The organism is Bacillota bacterium (assembly GCA_040755295.1).
Lineage (GTDB): Bacteria > Bacillota > Desulfotomaculia > Desulfotomaculales > Ammonificaceae > SURF-55.
The window spans coordinates 18,218-34,881 of sequence record JBFMBK010000014.1 but is presented as its reverse complement, the minus strand read 5'-3'; the positions used below and the strand labels follow the sequence as shown (position 1 = coordinate 34,881).

Sequence of the window (16,664 nt, the reverse complement as noted above, 5' to 3'; positions counted from 1 at the left end):
AAATATATCTTATGGGTTTGGCAAAGCATGCCCCTATGCTGGGCATAGTCTTTTGAATCAAGGAAGAGACCGGTACCCTGTCATCCAAAATATCGGGATGTCAGCGTCCGGCCTCATAATATATGGAAAACAGTTGCTCTTCGGTCAGCGGGTCCTGGTGGTGAAGCTAAAGGTGTAGTTAGCCACCAGGGCGTTGCCCGCCATGTCTTTTACCGCGCCCGCGGGAATCGTCACCATATAAGTAGTCTTGTAGCTTAAATTAGCAACCGGGTCGGTGGCAGCCTGCCACCCCTCTGATCCCTGCCCTGTCAAACTTGACGCCTACGCTTACCATACCATTAACAAAGTCAAAGACCCAAGGCCAGATGCAGCACGGTTTCCCGGCTCCGCTCTTTGCTATTCTCCTTGCTAATCTCTTCGCTAATCTACGCCCGGAAACCCGCAGAAACCGGCGGATTTTCAGAGATACCCGACCGCCCCTTGTGATGAAACAGAAAAACCCGCGAAGCCTTGGTATTCGCGGGTTTGCGTCTTGTTCTATGGTGCGCCCGGCAGGAATCGAACCTGCGCACCCGGCTCCGGAGGCCGGCGCTCTATCCCCTGAGCTACGGGCGCAATATGGTCGTCGGACTTTTATTATAAACAAAAAACGGCGTAAAAGCAAGAGACCGAAAAGCGCATCATTCCTCCCGGGACAGCTCCACCGCCGAGAAAATCGTTGCGTCATATACATCCATAGGGCAAACAAGCTTTAAATATCCGCTTTTTGGGAACACCTCTTCCCTTTTGTGCTAAAATAGAAGCGTGAACCCGAAGCTTAAACGTTTAACGGAGTAGAATATTAGTGCCTGCTTTTAGGTGAAAGGGGAAATAAAGAATGTCCGTCGATCGGCTGGTAGAAGAGTTCAGGAAGCTCACAGCCCGGGAACAGAGAGAGCTGCTTCGTCGGCTAAGCGCTTTTGTGACCATCCGGAAGAAGAGGGCACGGGGTGAAGAGGATCCGCTCGCTTCGATCATCGGGATTTTCGACGGTCCGGGTACCGGCTCAACGACTTATAAGGAGGACCTATACGGTGGCGCCCGTCCCCTCTAAGGTCTTCGTAGACACAGGCGCCTTTATCGCTCTGACGGATAAGCGAGACAGGTTTCACGAGGCGGCCAAGGCCTTTTACCTATCGGTGAGCAAAAGGGCGAGCTTGGTTACCACTCTTCTGGTGGTGGCGGAAACCTATACCTGGCTCCGCTATCACGGTGATTTCAATTTGGCACTGCGGTTCCTCAAGGCGGTCGAAAAGGCTTCGGAAAGCGGGATACTTGCCGTAATCTACCCAGACGAAGCTATTTGCGAGAAGGGACGGGCGGTCCTGGAAAAATACCGGGACCAAAAACTCTCTTACACGGATGCCACAAGCTTCGCGGTCCTGAAGAAATTGCAGATCAGCGATGTCTTCGGCTTTGAAAGCCATTTCTGCGCAGTAAAGTGCACCCGGTTATCCCGCGGGAAAGTTGAGATGGGAAAACATGAAAACCCGCAAACCGTAGCGGTAAGCGGGTTTTAAGTTGCCTTTATTGTGCGCCGGGCAGGAATTCGCGTCATTCCTCCCGGGACAGCTCCACCGCCCAGGACGAAAGTTTATGTTTACCTTTGTAAAGCACGCCCCTGCCCCGGTACGCGGCGTCACTAACCTTCAGCAGGTACTCCACCGAGGTGTATCCGCCGTCTTCCGACACGCAGCTTGAGATAATCGGGTCGTCGACAAAGGTGAAGTTTCCGGTCAAGGTCCCCAGCGCCGGGTTGAAGGACTTCCAGCTTGTGAAGTCCCGGTCCCCGGACGGCGGTACGATTTCATACCTGTTCCGGAACTCAACCGCGCCGGCGCCGCTCAACCGCAGGTACCCGTCGTTTATCCACAAGTCCGCCGCGTGCGTGATCTCGGTTCTCCCTTCGACCGGCACGGTGTTCCCGTTTTCGTCGATGTAAATACCCTTCGCCGTCCACACGGCTTCCTGAAAAAGGAACGTGTGTTTCACGCGCCTCAGCCCCGCGCCTGTTTTTTGAGCCTGGTTTCCGGCGAGCGGTAAACCCTGCCCACCGCCTCCGCCACCCGTCCTATTTGTTCCATCAGCGCGGCGAAACGCTCCGGGGTCAGGGACTGGGGCCCGTCGCAGAGCGCCCGCGCCGGGTCCGGGTGCATCTCGACCATCAAACCGTCCGCCCCGGCGGCGATCGCCGCGCAGGAAAGCGGCGGCACCATCCGGTAGCTGCCCGTGGCGTGGCTCGGGTCGACGATGATCGGAAGGTGCGAGAGCTCCTTCACCAGGGGAACGGCGCTCACGTCGAGCGTGTTTCGCAGCGCCGTTTCGTAGGTGCGGATCCCGCGCTCGCAGAGTATCACCTTGGAGTTCCCGGCCGCCGCGATGTATTCCGCCGCCATCAGCCACTCTTCCACCGTGGCCGCCAGTCCCCGTTTCAGCAGGACCGGACGCTTGGTCTCCCCGACCTCTTTGAGCAGCCTGAAGTTCTGCATGTTCCTGGCCCCGATCTGCAGGATGTCGGCGTAACACGCCACCGTCTCTACGTCGCGGGTGTCGATCACCTCGGTGACGAAAGGCAGGCCGGTGACCTCCCGCGCCCCGGCGAGGAGCTTGAGCCCCTCCTTCTCCAGCCCCTGGAAGGAGTACGGGGAAGTCCTGGGTTTGAAGGCCCCGCCGCGAAGGATGTCGCCACCGTTGTCCTTTACCAGCTTCGCGGAGGTGAGGAGCTGGATCTCGCTCTCCACCGCGCATGGACCGGCCATCACCACGATCTCCGGGCCGCCTATCACCACGTTCCCGACCATGATCCTGCTCGTTTCGGGTTTGACCTCCCGCGCCACAAGCTTATAAGGCCTCAGGATGGGCACGATCCGTTCCACCGCCGGGAAGGTGAGGATGGTCTCGTGGAGGTCGTCGCGTTTGTCCCCTATCGCCCCGATCACCGTACGCTCCACGCCGTATATCGGGTGGGTCTGGTAGCCCATCTCCTTCAGGCGTTCCTCCACCTCTTTGATTTCCACCGGTGTCGCCCCTTGCTGCATAACCACGATCATCTTGTGAATCCTCCTTTTTAATGAATGGAACTATTCAGCCTCCCACGTTAACGGAACGCGTCGAGAATTAATGCAGTAAATAGTCACCCAAAAAATAATCCCGCCCCTAAATTGCAGGGACGGGATGAGTTCCCGCGGTACCACCCTATTTGGCCGGTAAAGGCCCGCTCACATTCAGGATACGGGAAGAAGCTTCCGATATCCCCTCCCTTGTAACGGCGGGAGCTCCGGCCTGGACTACGCACCCGGCACTCAGCGACCACTGTCACCTCGGAATGGTAAAAGTTCTGTCAGCCTAAAAGAAATCCGCTGTTATCAAGAACTATTCCTTTTCTGAGTGCTGGACTTCACCCGGCGGCTCTGGAGTGAACTTCGGCCCGCAACGCTTTACCGGGCTCGCACCTGACCCCGGCTCTCTGAAAAAGCCCTTCGGCCCTACTTTACCCCTTCACAGCCTTTAGCTATGAAAATACGATAGAGATATTTTATTATATGACCCCGTTGTTGTAAAGTCTCAATAACAACAAAGTTAAAATTTTATCGATTGCCGGTCCCTTACCCGCGATCCCGTCCATCGCGAAAGCACCGCCAGTATGCCCGATGCGTTTCCCTGACCGCCTCCGCGACGGCGGCCACCTTCGGGTCTGTTTTACGCGCCGCCGTTCCTCCGGGATACCGGTCCTTGTCCATCCATGCCGAGAGTATCTCCCCGACGCTGTCCCCAAGGCCGCCAAGGTCGTATCCGCCCTCGAGGACGCCCGCGATCCGCCCCGCCGCGGACCGGTCGGCGATTTCCCCGACTATTGCCGCCAGGGCGCCGTACCCCGCGGCCGTGAGCTCCATCCCGGCGATGGGGTCGTTCCGGTGGCCGTCCTGCCCGGCCGATACCAGGACCAGTTCGGGGGCGTATTCCGCCGCCGCCGGGGCCAAAATCTCCCGGAAGACGTATTTGAGGTCCTCGTCCCCCGCATAGTCCGGAAGCGGTACGTTGATGTTGAACCCTTCCCCGTCCCCCTCGCCCTTTCGCGTTACCCAGCCCGTACCCGGATAACCGGCGGCGCTGTGGGTGGAGAAGTAGAGCACGCCCGGATGGGTATAAAAGGCGGCTTCCGTGCCGTTGCCGTGATGGTAATCCCAGTCCACGATAAGGACGCGCCGGAGACCGTACTTCCGGACGGCGTAGCAGGCCGCCACGGCTATGTTGTTAAAAAGGCAGAAACCCATCGCCCGGCTGGGAAGAGCGTGATGGCCGGGCGGCCGCACCAGGGCCAGTACCCGGTCCAGCCTTCCCTCCATTACGGCGTCGACCGCCTCGAGCGCTCCGCCCACCGCCAGGAGCGCCACCTCGTAGCTGCGCGGCGAAGCCGCCGTGTCCGGGTCGAGGTGACCGCCCCCCGCCCTGCAGAACGCCTCTATCTTCCTTATATAATCCGGGCCGTGGACCAGCGCCGTTTCTTCGAACGTAGCGGCACGTGGGACAAGCGTTTTAATCCGGCCCAGGATCCCTCTTTCCTCAAGGACCGCCATCGTCCGCGAAAGCCTTTCCGGCGCCTCAACGTGCCGGCCGGTATCATGCTCCAGATATACAGGGTCGTAAACTATTCCCGTACGCACCAAACCATCCTCCCCGGCCCGGAAACAGGCAGGCTGCAGGCTGCGGGTCAGGCCTTTCCCGCATCATAGGGATAACTCGGGAGGTAGCTGAAAATCTCGTGCAGTTCTCCCGGTTCTTTGCTGCGGAAGCTTTCAAAAATCTCATGCAGCACGGGCTCCGTCTTTTTGAAGGCGTTGAACACAGCCGGATCAAAGTGTCTCGGGTTCGTCCGGTCATCCCCTTCAAACATGATCCTGCGGGTGGTTTCCCGGTCGAAGGCCGGTTTATAAGGCCTGGGACTCCGGAGGGCGTCATAAATGTCCACCAGCATGACGATCCTGCCGGAAAGCGGGATCTCTTCACCCTTCAACCCCCGCGGGTAACCGTCGCCCTCGAAGCGTTCGTGGTGCGACAGGGCTATTTCCTCCGCGCAGCGGATGATGTCGGAACTGCTGCCGCCGAGTATGCGCGCCCCGATGATGGTATGCGTTTTAACGATCTCAAATTCCTCCGCGGTAAGCCGGCCCGGTTTGAGCAGGACGTTGTCGGGAATGCCCACCTTCCCTATGTCGTGCATGGGACTGGCGAGCGTCAGGGTCTCCGTCTGCTTTGGCGGCAGGCCGAGGGCCTCCGCAATGACCTTCGTATACCGGCCCATGCGGCTGATATGGCGGGCGGTGTCGCCGTCGCGGTATTCGGCCACCACCGCGAGGCGGTAGAGTATGTCGTGATAGCTGCGTTTCAGCTCCTCGTGGGTGCGAAAGAGTTCCGCGGTCCGCTCCCGGACCAGCCTTTCGAGCATTATGCTCTGGTCCTGAAGGAAATCCTGATACTCCTTGACCTTGATCAGGCTGTTCAACCTTGTGATAAACTCCGCCTTGTCGACCGGCTTGTCGAGAAAATCGCTGGCGCCGATTTCAAGTCCCTTGACCCTCGACTCCCGGTCCCCGAGTGCGGAAACCATCAGCACGGGGACATTGCCGCCTTCCGGCATCTCTCTGATCCGCCTGCAGACCTCGAACCCGTCCATTTCGGGCATCATCACATCCAGCACGATGATGTCCGGTTTTAACCGCCGGAAACACTTCAAGGCCTCAGGCCCGTCTTTGGCCCGGATGGTGGTAACGTCCTGAGGCGCGAGCAGCGCCTCGTAAAGCTTGAGCGCCCTTTCCTCATCGTCGACCAACAGCACCATGGGCTTCTTAGGCTTCACTTTGCTTCCCTTCCTCCAGGAAATACCGGACCATCTGCCGGAGTTCCTTAACCCTGACCGGCTTGGGAAGGTAACCCTCCACGCCGGTGGCAAGCACTTCTTCCCGGTCACCGGGCATCGCCAGTGCGGTTACGGCAATAATAGGAATGTTTTTAGTGGGAGCGTAAGCCTTCAACAAACGGGCCACCGCGCGCCCGTCAATCTCCGGAAGCTGAATGTCCAGAAAAATCAGGTCAACCTTTTTCTTCTCCGCCAGCCTGATACCCTCCAGGGCCTCCGGGGCTTCCAGGACGGTATACCCGGTCCGCTCTAAAATAACGCGGCAGAGCTTTCTCGCTTTTTCATCGTCGTCTATTATCAGGATGATCCCGCCGGGCATTGTTCTCCTTCACCAGCCCAATCAAGTCAGCGTAGCGCAACGATAAACGGCGCCCAGCTTTGCCACACGGGCATAATCGAATGCTCACGTACCTAAATGTACACTCCGCTCGACTCTGCCCGGTTTTCGCGCTGGGCTTGTTTCTCCCCGCGCTACGGACCAGTACTTGTCCGCAAACTTTCTTCCCTCTATGCCGAGCCCGCAAACCCGCATTATTAAAATGCAATTTCCTATACGCTCAAGTTATCCCGCCTTCGGGTCTAGCCCCCGTTCAATGATAACGGTGGAAAATAAACGGTGAAACTGCTGCCCTTACCCTGCTCGCTCTTTACGCTCACCGTCCCGCCGTGAAGCTCGACCAGCTTCTTCACCATCGTCAGTCCAAGCCCGGTGCCGGAAAAGCGCCGCGCCAGGGAACTGTCCAACTGTTCAAAAGGCTTAAACAGCCTGGGCATGTCCTCGGGCCGGATGCCGATCCCGGTGTCCCAGACCGTAACCGCAAGCATCTTCCCTTCGATCGCGGCCCTAATGCCTACTTTACCACCATCCGGTGTAAATTTGAAGGCGTTGGTCAGTAAATTGAACAGTATCTGTTTAAATTTGCGGCCGTCCAGGACCCACTCGCCGACGCTTGTCGCGTTGAGTTCTACCGTGATTCCGTGGCCGGCGGCTTTCTCCCTGAAAAGGATCAGCACACCCCTGAGAAAATCCTTTATCTCGAGCTCCTCCAGGTATAGTTCGTCCCGTCCGGCCTCGATTTTGGCCATGTCCAGGACGTCGTTGATCAAAGAAAGAAGAAGCTCGCCGCTTTCCATGATGTCTTTCAGGTACTCCTTGGTGTTCTCGGGCACCCCCGGCACAAGGTCGCTCAGGAGCACGTCCGAAAACCCGATAATCGTGTTGAGCGGCGTGCGAAGTTCGTGACTCATGGTCGTAAGAAACTCGCTTTTTAAGCGGTTCGCCCGTTCCAGCTCGATGTTCATGTCCCGCAGTTTGGCCGTCCGTTCCTCCACGCGCCGTTCAAGGTCCCTGGCCAGGGCGACCACTTCTTCGTGCAGCCGCGCGTTCGCGATGGCGACCCCGGAGTGGGCGGCCAGGAGTCTTATCGCCGACTGGTCGGCTTCCGTGATCTCCTTCCGGGTGCAGGCGACGCATAAAGCCCCGATGATGGAACCCCGGGAGAAAATCGGCACCCCGAAAAAGTTGGTGATATCCGGGCGTAGCGGTTTGCAGGTTCCCCCGGCGATTTCATCACCCCTCAGATGGACCGCCCGGCCTTTTTTGAAAACAACGGCCGCGAGGCCCTTATCCCCTGTTGTACCGAGCGCGATGCATTTTGCGCTTCCCTCACCGGCGGCGAAAAACTCAGCCCCGTCGTGCGCCGTCTTGAGATGGAGACAGGCGCAATCGGCGTTGACGACATTAACGACCGAGTTTACCAGTTTATCTAAAATGACCGTAACCAGAAGGTTGCTGCTTACTTCAACCGCCGCCTCCCCCGCCGTTTCAATAAGGCGCGCCTTTTTCTCTTCCTCAAGGTTCCTGCTCTCCCTGAGGGCGGCAATCATCGTGTTGAAACTCTCATACAGCCCGCCGATTTCGTCCCGGCGGGACACCGGACCGGCGTCACCAGACAGGTCTCCCCGGGAAACACGGTCGGCGACGTCCGCCAGATGCAGTACAGGCCGGGCCACTTCGCCGGCCAGAATGCTCACCAGCATCAGGGAAACAAGGAAGACCGCCAGTCCCGTGAAGAGAAAAACGGTTGATACCCGTTTAAAACCGCTTAATACTACCTCCCGCGGCACGCTGTAGGCAACACTGAAATATCGTTCGCTGTAAGGACGGTCGAAGTAAATCCTGGTAAAGCCGTGTAAGTGTGAACCTTCTACGAGGTTGTGCCCTTCCCTTTCTTTGAGGAGGGACCCCAGCTTCGGTTCAACCTGCGCCAAAAGATCGGGCGGCGGGATACCGTCCGGACGGGGCGCGCCCTTCGGCTGTAACCGGTAAAATATTGAGCCGTTTTCATCCACCAGATAAATCGTCGCGCCCTTGACGGCTTCCGGCGCGTCTTTAAGCATGGTGCCGCAGTCCACGCCGGCCGCGACAAAACCGCACGTTATTTCCTTTATGATTACCGGAGCGGCTATAATTAAAGATCCCTTTTCCTTCCCCGCGGTGACCAGGCTGATTCCGGTCGGGCCTGACGCCCCGTTCACAGGAAGCGGCAGGCCGCTTCCGTCTTCATTCGAAATCTGGAACACCCCGTCGCCGGACCGGTGAAACCGGACCAGTTCTTTCCCGTCCTGCCGTGCAATCGCAATAACCGTATCGGGGGGATAGCTGTTCAAAACAATCTCCCTGGTTAACAACAGGCGGGCGGCGTTCCGCCGGCCCTTTTCGGAAGAAGCCGTAACTATGGTCTGCGACTCCGGAAAATTTGCGACCGTTGCCGTTACGGTTCGAAGTTTATCAATCTCATGCACCACACTCCGGTGAATCCACCACTCCAACTCCGCCTGCAGCCACACCCCGAGCTCGCTGTCCACCGCTTTCCTGCTTTCCAGGTAAGTCATGGTACCCAGGATAAAAAGGGCGGCGAGCATGATAAGGGTAACCATCGCCATAAGCTTTCCTTTGATTCCCAGGCGCAGCAATGGGGAGGTCATATCCTAACCCTTTCTTTCGACACTTATTAACATAATTTCGACTTCTAAAACCATAATCCTCCTCCAACGGCCTTGAAACCACGCTAAAAATAAATAAAGTAAGGTTTCCCTCGCTTGGCCCCGGAAACCTTACCGTAAATGCGACTATCCGTTGGCGCTTATAGTACCCGACGCGCTCCGACGAGGTGAGTGTTCCAGTAATCTTCGTAAATCGAATCCGTCTTCACGCAGCCGCCCCGTGAGCTGGCGTGGATGAACTTGCCGCCGCCGCAGTATATGGCGGCGTGATCTATCCCGGGGCTTAACGTATGGAAAAGCAGCAGGTCCCCGGGAGCCAGCTCGCTGCGTTGAACCGGTGTCCCGCACGAGAACTGAGCCGCCGCAGAGTGCGGCAGGGAAACGCCGAACCTGCCGAAGATATACCTGGTAAAACCGGAACAGTCGAAACCACCAGGACTTTCCCCCGCCCAACGGTAGGGGGTGCCCAGATAAGACTGCGCGAGATTCAAGAGGTCACGCGTGGTGTCGCCGGAACGGGAGGGAACGGGTTTTGTCGTGTTTACCGCCGGCTTGGCGGCGGGGGTCGGACCGGCTGAACCGCTCTTACCGGGCAGGCGGAGAACCTGTCCCGGTTTGATCAGCTCAGTCGTCAGATTGTTGGCGTTCTTGATCTGTTCGACCGAAATATTGCTGCGCCGGGCGATAAGCCAGAGGCAGTCACCTTCCCGCACCGTATAGCTGACTTCCGGACTCGAAGAACGTGAAGGTGAAACCGCTGTAACCTTAAGGGGAATTGAAAGTGTCTGACCGGGGGTCAGTAATTCGGACTTCAGGCCGTTAGCCTGTTTGAGCAGTTCGACGGAGGTGTTTTTTCTTTGGGCGATAAGCCAGAGACAGTCACCTTTTTGCACCACATAACTGGTTCCGGCGGCGGCCGCAGGCCGGGGGAAGCTCAACAGGCCCGAAAGGGCTGCGGCGATACCCGCGATCAATAACACCCTTTTCAGACCTCGACAAGAAAAAACCGCTTTCGTACCGGGAAAAGACGAAACCAACAGCATCACCTGCAATAACAAATTTTACTTCTGCTTTCGTCGTTTCCGCTGGGTTTCCTTGTGGATAAAATATTTTTCTTCTAAATCCAACTTTTTTTTCAGTTCTTCCTCAACTTCCCCCCTTTCATTCGCCAGCCTTCCCGCCTGAATATCACGCACCAGATCGTCGAGGACCACTTTGACCTGCGGGCCTTCGCCCAGGTGCTTGACGACCGCATCCCCGCCTATGGCCAGATCGGCAGGATAGAAAGGAACGCGGTCCAGAAGGTCGCCGACCATCGTCTTCAGCAGGTCGTTATCGGCCAGACGCCGCTCCGGGTCCACCTTCCCTCCCTTAAGATCGGCTTCGTGGAGTTGTAGCAGCTGTGCTACAGCTTCCGCCAAATCCCCCCGGTTTCTAAAATCTTCCGCCAAAAGCCGCAGCCATTTTATCACCCCCGGCTCCTCCGCTTTTGGGAAAACCATATGACGGCGCACCAGCCAGATAATGCGGCGGGAGTCCGCCGGCGGGACGCGAAAACGTCCCAGCACCTCTTCTGCTGTAGCGGTACCCGCCTGCTCGTGGCGGTAGTCCGACAATTCGCCCCGGCGGTTCAGCCCGCGCACCCCCTCCATCCCCTTGGCGATATCGTGCAGCAGCGCCGCCCAGCGCATGACCGGTTCCGGCGGCACTTCCCGCAGGACCTCCATTGTATGCCGCCAGACGTCGAAGCTGTGGTAACGGGGGTTCTGGGGCACTTTATACAGCCGGGACAATTCCGGCAGCACCGGTACCGTTTCTTCTTTTGATGCGGTGCGCGCCCGGCACAAGGTTTCAAGGAATCCCGTCTCCCGCAGGCACTCGAAACCCGCGGCCGGATGGGGGCTTAAAAGAATCCGTTCGATCTCGTCCCGGACCCTTTCCACCGACAGTCCCGCCGTCCGGTCGCGCGCCCTGGAGATGGCGGCGAGGGTTTCCGGCTCTATTGAAAAACCGTATTCGGCGACGAAGCGGCAGGCGCGGAACGCCCTGAGTGCGTCTTCCGCGAACCGTTCGTCCGGATTGCCCACGGCGCGGAGTACACCCCGCTGCAGGTCAGCCCTCCCGCCGAAAGGATCGTAAAGTCTCCCCTCCCGGTCGAAGGCCATCGCATTGATTGTAAAATCGCGCCGGGCCAGGTCGTCCTCCAGAGCCCATAAGAAATCCACTTTTTCGGGCCGATGGGCGTCCGTTCCGTACACCTCCGAGCGAAAGGTGGCAACCTCCACCTCCATTCCGTCAACCAGGAGCGACACCACCCCGAACGCCTCGCCCTTGGGGAAAGCCCGGATATGGTTTTCCCCGGCGAGGCGCTGCAACACTTTCGGGCAGGCATCGGTCGCCAGATCATACTCCTTCGGGGCATAGCCCAGGAGGAGATTGCGCACCGCACCCCCTACCACGTAAGCCTGGTACCCGGAATCAGCCAGAAGCTGCAGAATTTTCGCCACCGGTGGTGGGAACAACCTTCAACCCCCTTTAAATGGTTCAACGTTCAGGCTAATACTGATCGACCTTTCAGGTCCGTTCTACGTTCTACGTTCGACGTTCTACGTTAATGCTGATGCTGACAGACCTTTTAGGTCGGTTCAAAGTTCTTATGTTCTGAGTTCTGCTGCTGAAAGTACATTACATCTTCTGTTCTCGTGTTACTCATTCTGTAAAGTAGATAGCCATTCCAATGCCGAGTCTATGTTTCCAAAGAAACGTTCTTTCCCTTCACAACCCGCAACTCCGGTTCCCGCTTCCCGTTCCAGGACTTAGGACTTTCGACTTTCGACTCTGGACTTAACTCGTAACCCGCAACCCGCACCCTAATCCTTTCCTTTAACGACCGCCAAAGGCCGCATTCGCGCCACTTTCCGCGTTATCCCCACCTCGACCAGGGTAGAGACCACCTGCTCGATGTCCTTGTATGCCGGCGGCGCCTCATCCACGAGCTCTTTATAATTCCTGGCGTTATAAAGCACCTTCCCCATTACCCGGTCAAACTCTTCCCGCGTTATGGTTTTCCCCGCAGCGGTCCGGGAAAGCACCCTGCCGGCGCCGTGGTTCACCGAAAAAAACGTCTCCGCCGCCTTATCCGTCCCGACCAGAACGTATGAAGAAGTCCCCATACTCCCGGGTATCAACGCCGGATGACCGGTCTCGCGGTAAACCGCCGGATTGTCCCGGTGTCCCGGAGAAAGCGCCCGGGTCGCTCCCTTACGGTGCACCAACACCTTCCGGCCGCGGTGCTCCTCCCATTTGGCGATGTTGTGGGCCACGTCGTAAACGAGACCCATACCCGTCTCTTCTGCGGACTGGCCGAGCACGTCACAGAAGGTATCAATGATATCGTTCATTATAATCTGCCGGTTGGCAAAAGCAAAATTAACCGCGCAGGCCATGGCCTTGTAATAGTCCTCACCCTCCGGGGAATCGACCGGGGCGCAGGCCAGCCCCCTGTCCGGCAGTTCTATGCCGTACCGCGACGCCGCCGCCGCCAGCCGCCGGGTGAAGTCGGTGCAGATCTGATGTCCGAACCCCCTGCTGCCGGTATGGACCATTATCGTGAGCTGCCCCGCAAAAAGACCGAACCGCTCCGCCAGCACCGGGTCGCAAATCTCTGCAACCTCCTGCACCTCGATGAAATGATTGCCGCCGCCCAGCGTACCCAACTGAACCGCACCGCGGTTCCGCGCCTCCCTTGAGGCGGCATCGATGTCGGCGCCGGCAAGACATCCCGTTTCCTCGATACGTTCGAGGTGCGCCTCGACGCCGAAACCGGCTTCAATCACCGCCCTGACGCCGCGGTGGGCCACCGATTCAAACAACCCCGGCGTTATGCGCTTATGTTTCCCCCTCCTGCCTACTCCCGTCGGGACGCGCTCCTCGATGGACGTTATTAAGCGCCGCAGGAGCGGCGCCTCGAAATCCCGGGCGGGAAGGTCCGTGCGGATGAGGCGGACCCCGCAGTTTATGTCCATCCCGACCGCTCCCGCGGATATAACCCCGTCCGTTGTCACGGCCATTACGCCGCCGATCGGCAGGCCGAAACCCTGATGGATGTCGGGCATCCCGATCACCGGCTCCGCCACCCCGGGAAGGCAGGCGGCATTGGCCAACTGCTGCAGCGACTTGTCCTCCCCGAGGTAGGTACGCAGATAATCGTTGGCGTATACGACCGCATCCACGCGCATCTTCCCGCGGCGCGGCAGGCGGTATCGGTTGAGCCCGGCCCTTTTCAGCTCCAAGCTACTGCTCCCATCAATGCGTTCTTATTCCGTAGCGCGCGGCGATAAGCTTCGCATTACCGCGTCACTTCGCGCCGCCTTTCGCCCGTTAACAAGTCAATTACCCTCCGACTTCAAAAGTTCAAAGTTCAAGCTCAACATTCAAAGTTCAAGGTTTAAAAACAGAATATAGAATAGCCTCTTCTGAGCGGTTAAGGCCGTCAGAATATAGAATATAGAATGAAAGACTCGGAACTCGCGACTAGGGACTTTCTTCTGCTTTCCCCTACATTCCGCCCCCTGACCCGTGAATCGCACCTTTCATTCCACATAAACCCGCGCTACCCGCGCGCTTACGGCGCACAAGACCTCGTAGCTTATGGTGCCTGTCCTGACCGCTAACTCCTCCACCGGAAGGAAGGCATCTCCCTGACGACCGAAGAGCACCGCCTCGTCGCCCGGCGCCACGTCTTTTACCGCGGTCGCTTGTACAATAATCTGGTCCATGCACACCCGCCCGGCGACCGGCACCCTTACCCCGCCCAGCAGGACCTCGCCGGCGCCGGATAAAAGCCTGTTGAAACCGTCGCCGTACCCCGCGGCGACCGTGGCCAGGACCTCCGGTCCGCGGGTCTTGTACGTCCAGCCGTAACTCACGGGAAAGCCCTTCGGCGCCTTCTTCACCTGGACCACCCGCGCCTTCAAGGTCATCGCAGGCCGGAGATCGGGGCCGTAACAGGTTTGGGGCGAAGGAAAATGTCCGTAAAGCATCAACCCCGGCCGCACCATATCGAAATGGGCTTCCGGGAAGCGAATCAGGCCCGCGCTGTTCGCCGTATGCCTGTACCGCACCGGCAGCCCCGCCATCTCGAGTTTACGCGAAAAATCATGGAACCGTTCCAGCTGCTCGAGTGTGGTCTTCTTGTCCGGTTCGTCGGCGCAGGCGAAATGGCTGAAAAGACCCTCAACCTCTACTCCGGGAAGACGCGCGACCCCGAGCACCACTTTAACACCCGGGTCATCACACGGAAAACCCAGCCGCCCCATTCCGGTGTCGACTTTAACGTGCAGGCGCAGGGTTTTATTATGCTGTCGGGCGATTGCGGCCACATCCGCGGCCGACCCCGCGTCGTAAGCGGTAATACGCACGTTCTGCTCCAGAAGCTCCCGGCACTCGCCGGGGTCAACGTAACCAAGGACGAGGACCGGCACAGCCAGCCCGCCGCGCCGGAGTTCCACCGCCTCCGTACCGCGGGCCACTCCGAGCCAGTCCGCCCCGCCGTCGACCAGCAGCCTTGCCGCCGGGACCATGCCGTGCCCGTACGCGTTGGCCTTTACAACCGCCATGACGGCGGTCCGGCCGACCAGTCTGCGGACCTCCAGCAGGTTGTGTGTCAGCGCGCCGGCGCTGACCTCCGCCCAAACGGGATGCCCCATCATCCGCCTCCCCGCTCCACTTCCCGGCACGCAGCCGGCAATGCGGCGATTAAATCGCCGGCGACCAGACCCATCCGGCCCATCTCACCGGCCGCGATATCGCCCGCCCTTCCGTGAAGATAAACTCCGGCCGCAGCCGCCCGGAAGGGATCGATCCCCTGCGCGAGCAGGGCAGCGATAACCCCTGTTAAAACATCCCCCGTTCCGCCCGTGGCCATACCCGGGTTGCCGGTGCTGTTGATACCGGTATACCCTTCGGGGCTTGCGACAACGGTGCGGGCGCCTTTCAAGACAACAACGGCGCCCCAGCCCTCCGCCGCCGTCTGGGCCATCCCCAGCCGGTCGGCTTCCACCGTGGCGACATCCGTGCCCATCAACCGCGCCATTTCTCCGGGATGCGGGGTTACGATAAGGGGCTCGGTCCGTTCGGTCAGAAGAACCGTTTCCCCGGCAAAGGCGTTTAGACCGTCCGCGTCAAGAACCAGCGGGACCTTCGCGGTCTTGACCAGTTCCCTGACCACCGCGATCGTCCCCGGGTTCTGGGATACCCCGGGTCCCAACGCGCAAACCGTGCCCTCTTTAAGAAGGTCAAGTATCATCGGGGCCGCTTTCGGTCCCAGGGCCCCCTCGGGCGTTTCCGGCAGTCCCCGCGTCATTACCTCGGTCAACTTGGCCGCCGCGGCAGCCTGAAGGCTGTGGGGCACCCCGAGCGTTACGAGCCCGGCGCCGGTCCGAAGCGCGGCAAAAGCGGCCATGCAGGCCGCTCCGAGCATCCCGCGCGAACCCCCGGCCACCACGACCCGGCCGAAGTCCCCTTTGTGCCCGTTAAACGGCCGCTCCGGAATCCAGGAAGAGACCAGCTCACGGGTCAAGAAATAGCGTCCGGGACCGAAACCTCCGGTAAGCGCCGCCGGAAGCGAAATGTCGGCCACGGTAAGTCTGCCGACATACTCCAGCCCCGGTTCCAAAACCAGCCCCACCTTGGGAAGACCGAAGGTCACGGTGGTACCCGCCCGGATGCAGTGGCCGTTAACACGTCCGGTATCGGCCTCCAACCCCGAAGGCAGATCGACGGACACGACGTATCTTCCTGCAGCGTTAACCGCGTCTATGACCTTTCCCATACGCTCGGAAATCTTGCCGCGGAAACCGGTGCCGTAAAGCCCGTCCACCACCGCTTCGGTCTGCATCAGCGCCAGCTTCAGGAGCTGCAGGCCGTTTGCGCTCAAGAGCTGAAAGGCCTGCTGCCCAAGCCGTTGCCAGATGTTAAGGTTGACGCGCGCGTCGCCGTTGAACTCCTCGGGCTCGCAGGTAAGAAACACCTTCACCGCGGCCCCGGCCTGGAGAAGGTACCGGGCCGCCACCAGACCGTCGCCGCCGTTGTTTCCTTTGCCGCAGAGAACCACAACCCTCTTTCCGGCGGTTTTCCCCCAACCCTGTCTGACCGCCTCGGCAACGTTCCGGCCGGCGTTTTCCATCAGGATGATACCCGGTATGCCGTACTCCTCCATCGCCCGCCGGTCGATATCCTTCATCTCCTGAGCGTTCACGAGACGCAAGAGTTCAACCCTCCCCCTCCATAACCGCAAAGGCAACGGCCGAACCGGCGTCGTGAGCGATGCTGACCAGCACCCGCGAGACCCCCCGGTTTTGCGCCATGACCTGCGCCCGCCCCTTTAGAACAACCGAAGGACGTCCCAGGTTGTCGCTCAAGACCTCCACATCCGCGAAGCCCGCTCCGTCGCGCCCTGTACCCAGCGCTTTCAGGACGGCTTCCTTCGCGGCGAACCGGCCCGCCCAGCAGTCATAACCATTTTTCTTTCTACCGCAGTAAGCCCGCTCCGCCGGCGTATAAACACGTCTTTCAAAACGCCTCCCCCAACGGTCAAGAGCCCTGCGAATACGGTCCACCTCCACGATATCCGTACCGATCCCTAACAACAAAAAAACGACCTCCCGCGGCAAGTAACTATTCAGTGCTCTCGAGGGGCACG

At 59.1% G+C, this 16,664-nt stretch carries 15 protein-coding genes, 1 tRNA gene and 1 other annotated feature; of the genes, 2 read left to right on the top strand and 14 right to left on the bottom strand.

The genetic code is table 11. The features are described from left to right. Window positions 1-144: 144 nt before the first annotated feature. Both AB1500_10445 and AB1500_10440 read right to left on the bottom strand, forming a co-directional pair. Complete coding sequence (locus tag AB1500_10445; GenBank protein ID MEW6183574.1) at window positions 145-312, bottom strand: Ig-like domain-containing protein; 168 nt, start codon at window positions 310-312, stop codon at window positions 145-147. A gap of 228 nt (window positions 313-540) precedes the next feature. Beyond that, window positions 541-615: transfer RNA gene (locus tag AB1500_10440), tRNA-Arg, on the bottom strand. Window positions 616-877: 262 nt separating this feature from the next. Between AB1500_10440 and AB1500_10435 the strand changes: the two genes are divergently transcribed. Both AB1500_10435 and AB1500_10430 read left to right on the top strand, forming a co-directional pair. After that, window positions 878-1,093, top strand: a complete 216-nt coding sequence (locus AB1500_10435) for a hypothetical protein (protein ID MEW6183573.1) — start codon at window positions 878-880, stop codon at window positions 1,091-1,093. Beyond that, window positions 1,074-1,559 (top strand): PIN domain-containing protein, encoded by a 486-nt coding sequence (locus AB1500_10430; protein MEW6183572.1) that lies wholly within the window; start codon window positions 1,074-1,076, stop codon window positions 1,557-1,559. The genes AB1500_10435 and AB1500_10430 overlap by 20 nt, the downstream gene beginning before the upstream one ends. A 34-nt stretch (window positions 1,560-1,593) precedes the next feature. Here the strand turns inward: AB1500_10430 and AB1500_10425 are convergent, their stop codons facing one another. From AB1500_10425 to acpS, 12 genes are all read right to left on the bottom strand, one after another. Further along, window positions 1,594-2,031 carry a hypothetical protein gene (locus tag AB1500_10425; GenBank protein ID MEW6183571.1) on the bottom strand — a complete coding sequence of 146 codons (438 nt, stop codon included), beginning with the start codon at window positions 2,029-2,031 and terminating at the stop codon, window positions 1,594-1,596. Window positions 2,032-2,036: 5 nt separating this feature from the next. Further along, complete coding sequence (gene aroF, locus AB1500_10420; GenBank protein ID MEW6183570.1) at window positions 2,037-3,089, bottom strand: 3-deoxy-7-phosphoheptulonate synthase; 1,053 nt, start codon at window positions 3,087-3,089, stop codon at window positions 2,037-2,039. 112 nt (window positions 3,090-3,201) lie between these two features. Continuing rightward, window positions 3,202-3,550, bottom strand: a binding site (T-box leader). A gap of 94 nt (window positions 3,551-3,644) precedes the next feature. Next, window positions 3,645-4,703: a histone deacetylase gene (locus AB1500_10415; protein MEW6183569.1), complete on the bottom strand. Its 1,059-nt coding sequence runs from the start codon at window positions 4,701-4,703 to the stop codon at window positions 3,645-3,647. A gap of 47 nt (window positions 4,704-4,750) precedes the next feature. After that, window positions 4,751-5,896: an HD domain-containing phosphohydrolase gene (locus AB1500_10410; GenBank protein MEW6183568.1), complete on the bottom strand. Its 1,146-nt coding sequence runs from the start codon at window positions 5,894-5,896 to the stop codon at window positions 4,751-4,753. Further along, window positions 5,886-6,275, bottom strand: a complete 390-nt coding sequence (locus AB1500_10405; protein ID MEW6183567.1) for a response regulator — start codon at window positions 6,273-6,275, stop codon at window positions 5,886-5,888. Before AB1500_10405 ends, AB1500_10410 begins: the two co-directional genes overlap by 11 nt. A gap of 260 nt (window positions 6,276-6,535) precedes the next feature. Next, complete coding sequence (locus AB1500_10400) at window positions 6,536-8,944, bottom strand: ATP-binding protein (GenBank protein ID MEW6183566.1); 2,409 nt, start codon at window positions 8,942-8,944, stop codon at window positions 6,536-6,538. 158 nt (window positions 8,945-9,102) lie between these two features. Continuing rightward, window positions 9,103-10,020 carry an NlpC/P60 family protein gene (locus tag AB1500_10395; GenBank protein ID MEW6183565.1) on the bottom strand — a complete coding sequence of 306 codons (918 nt, stop codon included), beginning with the start codon at window positions 10,018-10,020 and terminating at the stop codon, window positions 9,103-9,105. Between the two features lie 3 nt (window positions 10,021-10,023). Beyond that, window positions 10,024-11,484, bottom strand: coding sequence for a CCA tRNA nucleotidyltransferase (locus tag AB1500_10390; protein MEW6183564.1), 1,461 nt, complete (start codon window positions 11,482-11,484; stop codon window positions 10,024-10,026). 348 nt (window positions 11,485-11,832) lie between these two features. Next, window positions 11,833-13,200: an RtcB family protein gene (locus tag AB1500_10385; protein MEW6183563.1), complete on the bottom strand. Its 1,368-nt coding sequence runs from the start codon at window positions 13,198-13,200 to the stop codon at window positions 11,833-11,835. Window positions 13,201-13,554: 354 nt separating this feature from the next. Continuing rightward, window positions 13,555-14,673 (bottom strand): alanine racemase, encoded by a 1,119-nt coding sequence (alr, locus tag AB1500_10380; GenBank protein MEW6183562.1) that lies wholly within the window; start codon window positions 14,671-14,673, stop codon window positions 13,555-13,557. Further along, window positions 14,670-16,220 carry an NAD(P)H-hydrate dehydratase gene (locus AB1500_10375; protein MEW6183561.1) on the bottom strand — a complete coding sequence of 517 codons (1,551 nt, stop codon included), beginning with the start codon at window positions 16,218-16,220 and terminating at the stop codon, window positions 14,670-14,672. The genes alr and AB1500_10375 overlap by 4 nt, the downstream gene beginning before the upstream one ends. Window positions 16,221-16,233: 13 nt before the next feature. After that, entirely contained in the window at window positions 16,234-16,614 is a 381-nt protein-coding gene (gene acpS, locus AB1500_10370; protein ID MEW6183560.1) for a holo-ACP synthase, read from the bottom strand. Window positions 16,615-16,664: the final 50 nt, after the last annotated feature.

What these genes read in the sequence shown, in the direction of transcription:
- AB1500_10385 (MEW6183563.1), bottom strand. Translation starts at nt 13,200, where the DNA reads ATGCGCGTGGATGCGGTCGTATACGCCAACGATTATCTGCGTACCTAC.
- aroF (MEW6183570.1), bottom strand. Translation starts at nt 3,089, where the DNA reads ATGATCGTGGTTATGCAGCAAGGGGCGACACCGGTGGAAATCAAAGAG.
- AB1500_10435 (MEW6183573.1), top strand. Translation starts at nt 878, where the DNA reads ATGTCCGTCGATCGGCTGGTAGAAGAGTTCAGGAAGCTCACAGCCCGG.
- alr (MEW6183562.1), bottom strand. Translation starts at nt 14,673, where the DNA reads ATGATGGGGCATCCCGTTTGGGCGGAGGTCAGCGCCGGCGCGCTGACA.
- AB1500_10405 (MEW6183567.1), bottom strand. Translation starts at nt 6,275, where the DNA reads ATGCCCGGCGGGATCATCCTGATAATAGACGACGATGAAAAAGCGAGA.
- AB1500_10400 (MEW6183566.1), bottom strand. Translation starts at nt 8,944, where the DNA reads ATGACCTCCCCATTGCTGCGCCTGGGAATCAAAGGAAAGCTTATGGCG.